This is a genomic window from Ruoffia sp. FAM 26255 (assembly GCF_045528525.1).
GTDB classification, from domain to species: Bacteria; Bacillota; Bacilli; order Lactobacillales; family Aerococcaceae; genus Ruoffia; species Ruoffia tabacinasalis.
Map to the genome: position 1 here is coordinate 1 of NZ_JBGQQX010000001.1, position 13,564 is coordinate 13,564.

At 36.7% G+C, this 13,564-nt stretch carries 11 protein-coding genes; 3 read left to right on the forward strand and 8 right to left on the reverse strand.

All coding sequences use genetic code 11. The annotated features are described in order from the left end of the window. Positions 1–585 precede the first annotated feature (585 nt). From ACEN31_RS00005 to recX, 4 genes are read right to left on the reverse strand one after another with little or no spacing between them, the layout of a single operon-like run. On the reverse strand, positions 586–2,340 hold the full coding sequence (locus tag ACEN31_RS00005) for an ABC transporter ATP-binding protein (protein WP_407108241.1): 1,755 nt from the start codon (positions 2,338–2,340) through the stop codon (positions 586–588). Next, positions 2,327–4,069, reverse strand: coding sequence for an ABC transporter ATP-binding protein (locus tag ACEN31_RS00010; RefSeq protein WP_407108242.1), 1,743 nt, complete (start codon positions 4,067–4,069; stop codon positions 2,327–2,329). The genes ACEN31_RS00005 and ACEN31_RS00010 overlap by 14 nt, the downstream gene beginning before the upstream one ends. Positions 4,070–4,089: 20 nt before the next feature. Then, the gene (mutY, locus tag ACEN31_RS00015; protein ID WP_138404984.1) at positions 4,090–5,274 is read right to left on the reverse strand and encodes an A/G-specific adenine glycosylase; all 1,185 of its coding nucleotides are present in this window, start codon (positions 5,272–5,274) and stop codon (positions 4,090–4,092) included. Between the two features lie 12 nt (positions 5,275–5,286). After that, the gene (recX, locus tag ACEN31_RS00020) at positions 5,287–6,129 is read right to left on the reverse strand and encodes a recombination regulator RecX (protein WP_138404983.1); all 843 of its coding nucleotides are present in this window, start codon (positions 6,127–6,129) and stop codon (positions 5,287–5,289) included. 409 nt (positions 6,130–6,538) lie between these two features. Between recX and ACEN31_RS00025 the strand changes: the two genes are divergently transcribed. Both ACEN31_RS00025 and ACEN31_RS00030 read left to right on the forward strand, forming a co-directional pair. Continuing rightward, positions 6,539–7,321: a threonine/serine exporter ThrE family protein gene (locus ACEN31_RS00025; RefSeq protein ID WP_407108243.1), complete on the forward strand. Its 783-nt coding sequence runs from the start codon at positions 6,539–6,541 to the stop codon at positions 7,319–7,321. Beyond that, positions 7,309–7,761, forward strand: a complete 453-nt coding sequence (locus tag ACEN31_RS00030; RefSeq protein WP_407108244.1) for a threonine/serine exporter family protein — start codon at positions 7,309–7,311, stop codon at positions 7,759–7,761. The genes ACEN31_RS00025 and ACEN31_RS00030 overlap by 13 nt, the downstream gene beginning before the upstream one ends. Before the next feature lie 54 nt (positions 7,762–7,815). On the opposite strand, the gene ACEN31_RS00035 is transcribed toward ACEN31_RS00030, so the two are convergent. Continuing rightward, the gene (locus ACEN31_RS00035) at positions 7,816–9,924 is read right to left on the reverse strand and encodes a pullulanase (protein ID WP_407108245.1); all 2,109 of its coding nucleotides are present in this window, start codon (positions 9,922–9,924) and stop codon (positions 7,816–7,818) included. 104 nt (positions 9,925–10,028) lie between these two features. Further along, positions 10,029–10,988, reverse strand: a complete 960-nt coding sequence (locus ACEN31_RS00040) for an NAD(P)-dependent oxidoreductase (protein ID WP_407089409.1) — start codon at positions 10,986–10,988, stop codon at positions 10,029–10,031. A gap of 380 nt (positions 10,989–11,368) precedes the next feature. On the opposite strand from ACEN31_RS00040, the gene ACEN31_RS00045 reads away from it, so the two are divergent. Further along, the gene (locus tag ACEN31_RS00045; protein ID WP_407108246.1) at positions 11,369–11,680 is read left to right on the forward strand and encodes a hypothetical protein; all 312 of its coding nucleotides are present in this window, start codon (positions 11,369–11,371) and stop codon (positions 11,678–11,680) included. A gap of 40 nt (positions 11,681–11,720) precedes the next feature. Here the strand turns inward: ACEN31_RS00045 and ACEN31_RS00050 are convergent, their stop codons facing one another. Next, positions 11,721–12,485, reverse strand: a complete 765-nt coding sequence (locus ACEN31_RS00050; protein ID WP_407108247.1) for a glycosyltransferase family 2 protein — start codon at positions 12,483–12,485, stop codon at positions 11,721–11,723. A 16-nt stretch (positions 12,486–12,501) separates the two neighbouring features. Then, positions 12,502–13,563 carry a hypothetical protein gene (locus ACEN31_RS00055; protein WP_407108248.1) on the reverse strand — a complete coding sequence of 354 codons (1,062 nt, stop codon included), beginning with the start codon at positions 13,561–13,563 and terminating at the stop codon, positions 12,502–12,504. Position 13,564: the final 1 nt, after the last annotated feature.

Genomic DNA, 13,564 nt, shown 5'->3' on the forward strand with positions numbered 1-13,564 from the left:
CTTCTAAATTTAAGGTAATATTTAATTGAGCCATAATAATCTTCCTTTCAATGTTTGTCTGTCAACTACATTGTACCAAAGAGATTATTATGGTTTTTTACTTTTACACAATTATATGGGCTTTATCACTGTCACCTCATGACATGTCCTGTTAAACTCCTAATTCCCCTTGTCACCTCATAACAAGTCCTGTTAAACTTTCAATTTCCCTTGTCACCATATGACATGTCCTGATAGAGCTCCAATTCCCCTGGTCACCTCATGACTAGTCCTGTTAGACTTCCAATTTCCACTGTCACCAAATGACAAGTCCTGTTAACAACCAATTTCCCTTGTCACCAAAAGACACGTCCCGTTAAACGTTTAATTTCCCTTGTCACCTCATGACAAGTCCCGTTAAACACCCAATTTCCCTTGTCACCATATGACACGTCCCGCTAACCCAAAATCCCACGTTCCTCTCAAACCCAAATACTAAATTAACACTAAACCTGCACTCATCTATCCTCACGACACACCTCAACCAACACACCCATCAAAAAAACCTTACCAAATATGATTTCTCATACTCAGTAAGGTTTTATTTTATTGCTCAGGCGAACGAGACGATTGCATTGTATAATACAAGCCGCGTGCCTTCATAAGTGTATCGTGGTTTCCTTGTTCAACGATGGAACCATCTTTCATAACTAATATCATATCCGCATTCATGATGGTTGATAAGCGGTGGGCGATAATAAAACTCGTGCGCCCTCTCATCAAGCGATCAAATGCTTCTTGAATCAGAATTTCCGTTCTTGTATCAATCGACGATGTTGCTTCATCTAGAATTAACATTGTCGGAATTGAAACAAAAATTCGCGCGATAGATAATAATTGTTGTTGCCCCGTTGATAACCCAGCACCACCACTTGTTAAGACTGTGTCATACCCATCAGGTAACAATTCAATGAAGCGATGGGCGTGAGCCGCTTTGGCTGCTTTCACCACTTCTTCTCTAGATACGTTTGGATGACCGTAAGCGATATTATCGTGAATCGTTCCACCTTTTAGCCAAGTTTCTTGTAGCACCATCCCGAATTGCTTTCTAACAGATTCGCGAGTAAAGTCGGTAATCGGCTCATTATCAATTAAAATTTGTCCTTGATCTAAGTCATAGAAACGCATCAGTAAATTAATTAATGTTGATTTACCAGCGCCCGTAGGCCCAACAATTGCTACCGTATCACCTGCTTTAACTGATAAAGTTAAGTCAGTAATCAGCTCTTTATCTTTTGTATAACTGAACGAAGCACGATTAAAGTTTACTTTTCCATCGACATTACTTGAATCAATCAATCTATGTCCAGTTTCTACCTCTTCTGGCTGATCGATAATTGTATATAGTCGATCCGCACAAGCCAGAGCACTTTGAATTTCCGCGAGCACATTTGAAATGTCGTTAAATGGCTTCGTATATTGGTTCGCATAATTTAAAAATGTCGTTAACTCTCCCACAGTAAACGTTCCATTCACAATTCGAACGGCTCCTAAAAATGTTAACGCTGCGTATATCAAAGCATTAATAAAACGCGTTCCTGGGTTAATTGTCGACGAGTAAAAGATTGCCCACTTGGACTTTTCACTATAATCAGCATTGAGTTTAGTAAAAGTTTCCGTCGCTTCTTCTTGAGAATTAAACAATCTAACAATATCAGCTTGTTGAATATTTTCCTCGATAAAATCCGCCTGTTCCCCACGTGCCTTCGTTTGTTGGCGGAAAAGTGAGTAGCTTTTCTTTGCAATAAAACGTGAGATAAATAATGAAATCGGCGTTAACACAACAACAAGTAACATCATGGTTAAATCAAGTTGTGCCATTGTAAAGATAGTGATGAAAATAGTTAATATACCAATGAAGAATTGATTGAAAATCATAATCAACCCATCACCTAATTGCTCGGTATCTGTGGTAACTTGACTCACTAAATCTCCTGTACTGCGTTGATCTATATAATTTAAAGACAATGAGTGAACTTTTTCAAGCACACGGTTACGAAGCGATTCTATAACTTCATATGTAATTTTGTTGAATAAAATTGGGTTAACCCACTGAACAATCGCATTGAGTCCAATCACAATTCCCATATTCATAAGCGTTGGTAATAAGACATCAAAGTTCACTTGCCCTTCACCAATCGTCTGGTTAACGGCTTGTCCGATTAAAATTGGGAGGTAAACAGTCAATCCTACTTGGATAACTGTTGATATTAACGAAAGAACAACAAGTAATTTGTGTCCAGAAAAATCAGAAAATAATCGTTTCAAAATACTTGAACTGCTTTTATTAGTGTTCTCCATTATCCGCTACCTCCTTCACATTTTGTGATGCATAAATCTCTTGGTACACAGGGTTATTTGCCAGTAACTCTTCGTGGCTAGCATAGCCAATTTGTCTTCCTTCTTCTAAGACCACGATATTATTTGCCTGTTGTAAACTATGTGTTCTTTGAGAAATCATAATTATCGTACAGTCGTTATACTTTTCTTTCAGCGTTCTTTGAAAATTTGCTTCAGTAACATAATCCAAGGCACTCGTTGAATCATCAAAGATTAATAATGATGACGGTTTAATTAGTGCTCGTGCAATCGTTAGACGTTGTCTTTGACCACCAGAGAAATTACGTCCAAAAGTAGCGACTTCTTTATCCAAACCTTCTGGATATGAGCGAACAAAGTCCAATGCTTGTGCATCTTCTAGCGCTTGCCACATCATCTCTTCCGTCGCTTCAGGATTTCCTAATAATAAGTTACTTCGAATTGTTCCTTTAAATAATGCAACATTACTTGGAACAACACTTATATTCTCTCTTAAGTCACGTTTTGAATCCGTATTAAAGTAATCTTCTTGGAAGAAAACGCCACCCTCTTGGGCATCATAAGTTTTTGTAATTAATTGAAGTAAGGTTGATTTACCAGAACCAGTACTACCGATAATCCCAACAAAATCGCCCTCTTTAATTGAGAAATCAATATTTGATAGCGATGGTTTCGTTGCATTCGGGTATGTAAAAGTCACATCTTGAAAACTTAAAACTGTATGCTTCTCTTCATTTTGCTGGCTATTATTCTCAAACACTTCAGATTCTAGTGGCTGTTCAAAGACAGTCACTACACGTTTAGCACTTGAGTATGCTCGGTTTAATTGTGTAATGACAAATGCAATCTTCACTAATTCCACTAAGATAGCCAATAAATAATTCACTAAAGCGACTAGCTGACCTTGGGTCAATGATCCGGAATTAATAAAATTCCCACCTTGCCAAAGAACAATAATCAAAGCAACATTCACCACTATATAAGTGAGTGGATTAGTGAAAGCATTAATGAAACCTACACGAATTTGGTCGGTAGTGACGTTTTTGTTTTGAGCTTTAAATTCATTCACTTCACGGTCTTTTTGCTGAAAAGCGCGGATCACACGCATACCCTTCATTTGTTCTTGTGTTAATGTCACTAATAAATCAAATTGCTCTCGTATTTGTGTATATAATGGATTGGCAAAATAAATAATAGCACCTACTACAACAAATAAAATGGCAATCATAGCTAAAAATATAAGTGTCATTCGTCCATCAATTTGTGCGGCCATAATTAAAGAACCAAATACAATAAAAGGTGAACGAAGGAATAAGCGGAAAAATGTATTCAATCCACTTTGAATTTGGAACGTATCACTTGTTAATCGAGTGACAATACTCCCGGGAGAAATCGTTCCATATACTTCTTTTGGTAATTGTAAAACAAATTCAAATAAATCATTGGTTAAATTTTCAGCAAAACCTACAGCTGCTTTTGCTGATAGAAACTGTGCTGTAATTGAAAAGGCTAGCCCAGCTGCAGCAATTCCAAACATCACCAAAATATATTTGATAATATTTGCTACATTTCCAGTTGGGATGGCAACGTCAATAATTAATGCTACAATCATTGGGACTAGCAATTCTAAAACTGCTTCGACTAATTTCATTAAAGGTCCGAAGATACTACTAAGCTTGTAGCCTTCAAAATATCTAAATAATCTGCTCATATTATTCCTCTACTTTTTCTTTATTCTCGATCGGATACGATACTATTAAACAATTTTTGTTGTAAAGTTGATACTGGTAGGGATTCTAGCTCTTGAATGCTTACCCATTTGAAGTCTTCCTCATTCAAATCTGCTGTCCCATCTAGTAAAAATGGTATCACTTGTACTTGCCAAATCCGATGTGAGAATACATGCTTCACTTGTGCGAATGTTGGCAAGAGTTCAAAGCCTTCTTCTTCATCCAATATCAATGATCGGTCTAGCTTTAATTCACTGATATCAATACTTTCATCTAAATGATTCACTAAAGGCTCTATCAATTCAGAACTCGTCGCGCCTTCCATAACTACATTCACTTCAACCATTGGAAAATGCCACAGACCCGTCAAAAGTTCTTTGTCATTATGTTTGCGCATTAACCATTCACCCTTATGATTTCGTATCGCATAGGCGATTCGGTGGTGTTTGGTTGCTTTTGTTTTCTTTTTCTTTACTGGGTATAGATGACTCGTATTATTCTGATAAGATTGATCAAATTCTTTGATTGGACTATCTTCAGGTTGGTAATTTGTTGGCGTCATAATGGTGGCACCAATATCCATCAGAGCTTGGTTAAAGTCCCCTGGCCTTTCCGGATCAATTAACTGATATAAGATTCCAGTGAATTCATTTTTCGTCTTATTTAAAGTGATATCACGGTCTATTTCAAATAAGCGAGCTACAATCCGCATTAAGTTACCATCTAACGCGGGTTCTGGAAGATTAAACGCAATACTACCAATCGCACCGGCGGTATATGGACCGATACCTTTCAATGAAAGTAAGCCCTCCAAGGTATTAGGCATCTCCCCATTAAAGTCAGCCATCACTTGTTGGGCTGCAAATTGCATATTACGTACACGTGAATAATAGCCTAAACCTTGCCATAGACCCATTAATTCAGACTCCTCCACTTCAGCTAAATCTCTTATTGTAGGTAGTTCTTTAATAAATCGTTCGTAATAAGGTATAACTGTGTTGACTTGCGTTTGTTGCAACATAATCTCACTAACCCAAATATAGTAAGGGTTCTTCGTTTGTCGCCAAGGTAAGTCTCTTTTGTTCGCATCATACCAATCTAATAATTGAGTTCGGAATGCTTTTATCTTTTTTTCATTCCAATTGATTAGATACTGTTCGATTAACTTTTGTCTTTTGTTCGTCATTTAATCCACTTTCTATTCATTCATTTCGGCTTCGTTATCTTCAAGCCAAATTTTAATCATTTCATAGTCAAAGCCTTTACTAAGTAGACTTTGAATCATCTTTTGTTTTAAATCATAGCCGCTAAATCGGCGTTGATGTTTTCTTAAATACTTGTCTGCTTCTTTTTCTAACATATCTGCTTGATCATCTTCAGCATCATCAAAGGTTAATTCACTCATATGTTGATTCACTAAATCTTTGTCAAAGCCTTTGGTGAGTAGATGAGTATACAATTTATTACGCATCATTTTGGGTGGCAATGATTTTTTTGTTCGGATGAATTTATCAATGAGTGTTTGGATATTCTCGCTTTGTTCTTCTTCTGGGTACTCGTCCATTGCATCTAGAATTGTCATTTCATTGATCCCCTTTTTGACTTTCAATTCATTTTGAATAATGTTTGGTCCCTTAGATTTTAGTGTGTAATTTGTTCGGACATAGCTTTTTGCATATTCCAAATCATTTAAATAGCCTTGTCGAATTAGGCGATCCAAGGTATTCTCAATCACTTCTTCTGAAGGTGCAATTGAATCCTCTTCTTTTTCTTTTTTATCTCTTTGCTTATGTAAATAGTCGCGCATTTCTTTGATCGATCGCATTCCGTAAGATAAATAATTAATCGCAGCAGAGTATAATTTATGATCATTCTCTGCTGATTTAATCTTATCTAATAAGTTTTGATCCACTTCTTGGTCTTTACGCAAAGCGTATTCGATTAGAATTTCTTGATCGACACCAATAAAAAACTCGTCATCAACGAAGATTGAATAACGATTTGCTTGTTTCTGTTGTTGTGCAATTTTTGTGATTTTCATACGTCTTACCTCACTCTACTTTCTTTTATTCGATAAGGTATATTGGTACTCATACATAAATGGGTTGTTTCAATAAATTTATAAATAAATTCGAGTTGAGTTTTAATCGAATATTTATGTAGTTCCATTTCCATTGAATAATTGTGGAGTACTTTTTGAAAGTTTGTACATTCTCTATCATATTTAAAATATAATTGATATAATGGCTTGTCCTTATCATCAATGGATATGTAAATTGTATTGGCATCCTTGCATTCAAAGGCAAATACTAAATATATATATAACAATGTCATGAAATCACTCCTTATTAAAATTTAATTATATTTAAATAGTGATTACTCAATTTCTATGTTACCATATTTTGGATGTCTCTTAACGAATTATTTAACAAAAGGTGGGTGATATCTTTATGAGAAAGAAACATAAAAAAATAGTTGAAGTAGCAACAACAGCAGGTAGAATTATGCTAGAGTCTCATGCTGAAAGTTATCGAGTTGAGGATACGGTTCGACGTATTCTTCAAACTAGTGGGCTTTCTAACACGGAAGTCATCACAAATACGACAGGTCTATATGTTACTTTAGATGATTCAGATCCTGAAATCGAAGGTATTACGTTAGTCCGTCGAATAACAGACCGCAGTAACCAATTAAATAAGATTTACCGAGTAAATAATATTTCACGTCAACTGACAAGTGGTCAAATTACGATTGATGAAGCAGCTGAACGTCTCGAGGTGGTAGATGATTCAGATTACACGGTATTTAGTAAAGATTTGGCAACAGTTATCTTAGTGGTTGCCTTTGTTGTTCTTTTAGGTGGAGGTTTTTGGGATAGTGTCTTTTCAATCTTTACTGGCTTACTTGTAGCTTATTCACGTATTTTAAAAGACTTATTCCATTTGAATGGCTTTATTTATGGCGTAGCATCAACCTTAGTGACTGCATTTTTAACCAATGTAATTGCTTCAGTTGTTCCACTTGATATATCAACTGATGTTATTATCATTGGTGGTTTAATGCCTCTATATCCGGGGACAGCTGTGACCAATGGCCTTCGGGATATGTTGAAAGGAGATTATATCTCTGGTGTCGCTCGTGTCGCTGACGCGATTGTTATTGCACTGAGTTTAGCAATTGGAGTCGCAATTGGCCTTTACTTTTACGGGGAGGTTACATCATGGTTGGTATAATTATCCAAGTTATCGGGTCATATGTAGCCACAATCACAGCTGCCATTACGCTCGAAGCACCTAGATCCCTCATCTTTAAGACGGGTTATGCGGGAGCAATAGGCTACCTTGTATATCTTCTATTGGCAAACCCAATGGGTCCTGCTTTAGCAACATTTTTTGCTTGTAGTGTTGTATCATTAATTGGCCAATTCTTCGCGCGTCGTTTTAAAGCACCGGTAACCATCTTTTATATCCCAGCCTTTTTCCCATTTGTGCCTGGGTCTGCGATTTATCAGACAGCTCTTTACTTTATTCAAGGAGACTATGATCTAAGTAATTATTATCTCATACAAACTCTTTCAATCGCTGGAGCGATTGCTTTAGGTGTATTTTTTACAGATTCAATCTTAGAGATATACATGCACGTTCGATTCAAAATGTTAAACATGAGAAAATAAGCAAAAAAGCGTCAGAATTCGATTTGGAATTCCGACGTTTTTCTTATGTTTACTTTATTTCTTGAAAATGACTGCGCTTAAACCAGCTAATTTAATTTGTGTTGAAGATAACATTTCAATGCCTTGTGGTTGCATTAAAGGTTCAGTATCAACCCGATCCTGATCGTCAATCACTTGCGCCAATTCAACTTCTTCCGGTAATGTGAACGTACGACTACGTTTGTTTCCATTAATCACTATAATATACTCGTCCCCTTGAGTTCCTCTCACTTTATAAGCAATCGCAACGTCACGTTCACGAATTTCTGGAACATTTAATAGTTGAACATTTGTATCAATGAGTTCTTTATCCGCCAATCTAAAGGCATCTGTTGAATGACGGAGTTGAATTAAGCCGCGCATATGCTCCATCGTTGTATTCTCAATTGAGTAACCATTCACTCCTCTAACTTTTTCCCATTCAAACTTGTTAATCGCATCGGACGAGTCATAAGAGTCATGAATAAAGTATGGATACTCAATCGGGTCTCCATTTTTATCAGTAAAGTAAGTAGAATTATCTGGAATATCGCCCCACTCATCTACCATGGTTTTAAATTCTGGGTGCTTAAATTGTTTGGTACGACCGTATTCTTGCCCGGCATGGATAAATGCTGTCCCTTGTGAAGTTAAAACGATTAAATTACCCAGACGTATGCGTTGGTGTATCTCTTCCACATGGATATTTGGATCTTTATTAATCGATTCTGCAATCACGTCGTGTAAAGTTAAGTTATCATGTGCTTCAATATATTGGACGACATCACCTGGTTGGTCCGCTTCGAAATTATGCGGTTGCCCTTTAATATTATCGAAAATCTTCTGCACATTTCGGCGCCCGCCAGTAATAAAGCGTGGCTTCCCTTCACTTTGGAAACCAGATTTTAATTCGTCTCGGATTTCGTCTGAGAATGAGCCAACAGCTTCTGTATCTGACATCCATAATTGATCCGCTGCTTGAACGTCTTCAGCACCTTCATCTCCAGCGTACGTAATCCAACCTTCACCGATCATTAAGATATTTGGATTAATTTTGGCTGTTTCTTCATAGGCTAATTGAACTGTTTCTGCATCTAAATCCCCCATCATATCAAATCTAAAGCCATCAACTTTAAATTCTTCTACTAAGTACTTTAATGAGTCAACAATCAAGCGACGTGTCATATAGTGAGTACTTCCTAAACGTCCGCCACCAAAGTTAGTTCTTGATGTCCCATCTGAATCCATAAAATGATAATACTCAGGTTCTAAATCTTCAAGAATATGGAGCTCTGCGGTGTGATTATACACGACATCCAGTGTTACCGCCATTCCTCTTTCGTGGATTTCACTCACAAGTTCTTTAAACTCTCGAATCCGGGATGAAGGGTCTTCGGGGTTAATTGAATACATCCCTGTTAAAGCGAAATAATGCATTGGATCATAGCCCCAGTTGTAGTTCGTCCAAGCTGATTTATATTCTAAGAAGCGTTCACCCGTCTCATATTCATTCGCATGATAGTAACTTAAGACAGGCAGTAACTGCACATGCGTGACACCAAGCGACTGAATATAATCCAATCGTTCCGCCATCGCTTCAAACGTTCCGAAACGGTGGTGTAGTTCATCCTTTATTGATGGATCTGATGTAAAGTCCCGCACGTGAACTTCGTAGATTACAGCATCTTCTCTTCGTTTATAGTTTTCAACTTTAGCAAAGTCTAATTTTTGCCCAATGTTCTCTGGTGCAACAATCGCGGCTTTGGCAATATACGATGCTTCGTCGTGGCTATTCCAAGTACCCAGTGATTTAGCGTAAGGATCCAAGGCTAAGACGGTCTCACTATCACGGTTAATTTGGTAATGATAACAATAATTATTGAAATTATCGATACCAGACACTGTGTCTTGATTCAATGTCACTTCCCATAAACCTTTGTCGTGTGAATTCATTTCCACTACTGCGACTTGTTTTTCTTGATTGTCTTTATCATACAATAATACTTGGACCGATTTAGCGCTCGGTGACCATAATCTTAATACAGCTGTCCCATCAGAATTTAATACTGGACCGAGAGGCCCATCGTAAGCAAAGTGTTCATCTTTCTCTTGCCAAGTGAGACTTGTTGTCAATCTTTCTGTCATAAACTTCCTCCTACATTGCGTTTGATATCAAAAAAGCCAGATAATATTGAAGGTTCTAATTAGCGATCGTCCTCAATACTATCTGACTGTGAGTCCATTCTATATTAAATAGATACGATGTTTTTATCTTCGCCGTTAATATATGCCATTACGTTGTCAAAGGCAATTTGAGCACGAAGGACCATTGCTTCATTTGTTAAGTAACCAACATGTGGTGTTAACAATGCATTTTTTGCATGAAGTAACGGGTAATCATTTGGAATTAGTGGCTCCATGTCGAAGACATCAATACCAGCACCAGCGATTTTTCCTTCATTTAAAGCATTTGCTAAAGCTTCATTATCAATAATCGGTCCTCTAGCTACATTAATTAAGATAGCTGATTCTTTCATATTATCCAGCTCTCTTTCACCGATTGTGTGCTTAGTATCTTCAGTCATTGGAAGATGGATTGAGATAATATCACTTTCTTTAATCAGTGTATCTAAGCTTACATATTCAACACCCGCATCAATCGCTTCTTGTTTCTCTGAGCGGTTATACCCTAAGACTTTAGCTCCGAAAGCTTTGAATAGTTTTGCTGTATGAATTCCAATTGTCCCGGTACCAATAATACCGACTGTTTTTCCATGAATTTCTTGTCCTTGAATTAATCCTGGAAAATCGTCGCCTTTACGGACATCTAAGTCTCCTTGTTTCACTTCACGTAAAACATTCAGAGCTAAACCAATAGATAATTCTGCGACTGCTTGAGTAGCATAACCCGATGCATTTGCGATTTTAATGCCTTTTTCTTTAGCACTAGCGTTATCTACATGGTCTACCCCTGTAAAAGCAACATCGATAAATTTAGTTTTGTCTAATTTCTCAATCACTTCTTTAGGATACGGATTGTTGGCAATAATCACCACTTCAGAGTCTTTACTACGCTCATATAATTCATCTGGATCTGTTGTTTTTGTTTCATGATAGACAAACTCATGGCCTAAATCTTTTAATGGCTGTGCCAATTCTTCAATGTATTCCTTTGGTACACGTAATGGTTCTAATAAGCTAATTTTCATAATATCCTCCAATAATTCAATATTAATAGTTTAAATGATTTAAGGTAACGCTTGCAAGTATTATTAATAGAATAAAAAAATCTTCTTAAAACCAACTTGCCTGGATCAATGTATAATAGAATATAGTATTAATATACCTAAGATGAATTTTATTACGATTGATGGTATGGGTGACCCGAATGAATTAGACGGGAAAGATCAGTCCGCAGTAAAACAAGTATATAGCCTACACGATTCGGATGAGTGACCGAAACGGCTAAACAATTGATGATTTCTTTGTTTTTATTGTTCCACCGCTTGATGGATATTGGTGGGAAGTCAGTATACATGGTGTAGTTCCATCTAGAAAAGAAGATTTTCAATGGATTATGAAGTTGCGAATGCCAGAATATTTCATACCTCAAGTCTTTGAACGGGCTCAAAATGAAGGTCTAAACAAAAAGAAAATCAACACTTCAAACGTGTATCTTACAACGATAACTGAAGGTTTAACTGTTCAATTGCTTCATATTGGACTCTATGATAATGATGTGCAGTCTATGTCTAAGATGCATGACTATAACAATCAAGAAGGCTCTCATTTAGATATCAATGACATCAGGCATCATCATGAAATCTATTTGTCAGTTACACGAAAAACAGATTCCGACAAACTCAAAACTATCTTAAGACATCCAATCGAAAAGAAATAAAAAAAGTCTGAGGCGCCCGCTGCGTCTCAGACTTTTAGACTTATAATCGGCGTAATACCGCATTTAATACATAATGTGAAAAATAATATACTGCTTTTGGTAATGGTAATCTCTCTAAATTATAATAAGTATTCCACGTCCGTTTCAAAGCACCGATTCGGTCACTTGAAATCGAACCTTGAACTTGACGATAATAATTATGAACTTCTTGTAAGCCATATGCTTTAACTTTTCGTTCACGCATTAACATTAACCACGTTGCTGTGTCTTGCCCTTTTCGAACAAGAGGCATACGGAAATCTCCAATTAATTCGCGATCAATGACGACCGTCGAACAGGCAATCGCTGTATTTTTTAATAGCTCGGTATACGAGAAGGAAGCCGGTACATTGACGCGGTCTTTTAATACCTCACCTAATTCGTTGATTAATGCTAAGTCTGTATATGTAAAACCAACCTGTTTTTCTTGCATAAATACAAGTTGTTCTGTCAGTTTCGACTCCGACCAACAATCATCACTATCAACGAAAGCAATATATCTTCCTTTGGCATTCTCGATTCCAGTATTACGTGCCACGGCTGCCCCACTGTTTTCAGCTAAATTAATTAATTTAATTCGCTTATCTTCTTTAGCAAACTCTTCAATAATTTCAACCGAACTGTCTTGGCTACAATCATTAACTAAGATCATTTCCCAATTGGTGTAACTTTGTTTAATAACACTGTCAATGGTTTCACTAATAAAGCGTTCTGCATTATACACCGGTGTGATAATGGATACTAAACCTTTTTCAAAAGTTGGCAAATTTTAGCCTCCTTAATTAATAAACGTGAACTAATTTCAATGGCACATTGTATAAAGTCGCCATTGTCATTTGGTCTTTTAACCAACGTTTTTCTGTATGATTCGCTTGGACGACAATCACAATTTGTTTTGGTGGCTGTTCATCACTTTTAATTTCTTGTAACTTCGAGATAAATCGTTCTGATAAATCATTTGTATTTTCAAAGTCCTCAGATAAAGCACTTTGAGAAACAATCCAACGTAAGTTAACTGCTGGTATACGAATTGCGTCTTGAACATTATACACAGCATCTTCATGGCTACTATGAACAAGTATATGTTGGTCATCTAAGTCCCATGCATATTCAAAGGCGTAATTAATCTTGCTCTTACGTAATCTTTGTAAGAAGACAATCCCACTTATAAGAATCAGACCAACAATGAATCCTAAGGCCCCATATACAATTAATGACCTTGCATTATTTGAATGATATACACTCAATGTTTTAACCGTTGGTAAACTTAGATATTCTTCAGTATCCAATACTTCACCAATCACAGGTTCTAAAGTGATATCTACAAATTGGTTATCCATAAAAGGAATTTCACCTGAAGCTAATAAGTCACGGTAGGCGTTCGCTATCGCTAAATTTTCTTCGGCTGACTTCCCAGCTAACACTCGGAAGATAAAAACCCCGGAAGCATTATCTCTCACCGCAGAAATGGATCCACGAAACGTTGGTGTTTTAAATAACTCTAATGTTTTTTCACTATCAATTGTTTCTTGAAATTCAATTCCTGTTGCTTCTTCAACTGCTTCGACTACTTGAGGTGTTGTAAAGTAATCATCAAATAAATGTGGATTAGAGAAGATTTGACCATCTTCAATCGTTACCACTGCTTTAAATGAACTCGGTTCTTGAGTATAAACCTCCTCAAGGTAATCTGCAGCCTCTTGGCGGTCAGATAATAAAATATCCGTGATAAAATAACGTGCACCGACAGTAATCACAGATATAACTAAGGCGCCAATTAATATCCTTACGACATTATCTTTAAAAAATCGCCATAACTCATTTATTATTGTTGCTAAACTCATA

Bases quoted from the DNA above. Each gene is read 5' to 3' on its own strand.
- mutY (WP_138404984.1), bottom strand. From the start codon at position 5,274: ATGACGAACAAAAGACAAAAGTTAATCGAACAGTATCTAATCAATTGG.
- ACEN31_RS00055 (WP_407108248.1), bottom strand. From the start codon at position 13,563: ATGAGTTTAGCAACAATAATAAATGAGTTATGGCGATTTTTTAAAGAT.
- ACEN31_RS00045 (WP_407108246.1), top strand. From the start codon at position 11,369: ATGCCAGAATATTTCATACCTCAAGTCTTTGAACGGGCTCAAAATGAA.
- ACEN31_RS00005 (WP_407108241.1), bottom strand. From the start codon at position 2,340: ATGGAGAACACTAATAAAAGCAGTTCAAGTATTTTGAAACGATTATTT.
- recX (WP_138404983.1), bottom strand. From the start codon at position 6,129: ATGAAAATCACAAAAATTGCACAACAACAGAAACAAGCAAATCGTTAT.
- ACEN31_RS00030 (WP_407108244.1), top strand. From the start codon at position 7,309: ATGGTTGGTATAATTATCCAAGTTATCGGGTCATATGTAGCCACAATC.
- ACEN31_RS00035 (WP_407108245.1), bottom strand. From the start codon at position 9,924: ATGACAGAAAGATTGACAACAAGTCTCACTTGGCAAGAGAAAGATGAA.
- ACEN31_RS00025 (WP_407108243.1), top strand. From the start codon at position 6,539: ATGAGAAAGAAACATAAAAAAATAGTTGAAGTAGCAACAACAGCAGGT.
- ACEN31_RS00040 (WP_407089409.1), bottom strand. From the start codon at position 10,988: ATGAAAATTAGCTTATTAGAACCATTACGTGTACCAAAGGAATACATT.
- ACEN31_RS00010 (WP_407108242.1), bottom strand. From the start codon at position 4,069: ATGAGCAGATTATTTAGATATTTTGAAGGCTACAAGCTTAGTAGTATC.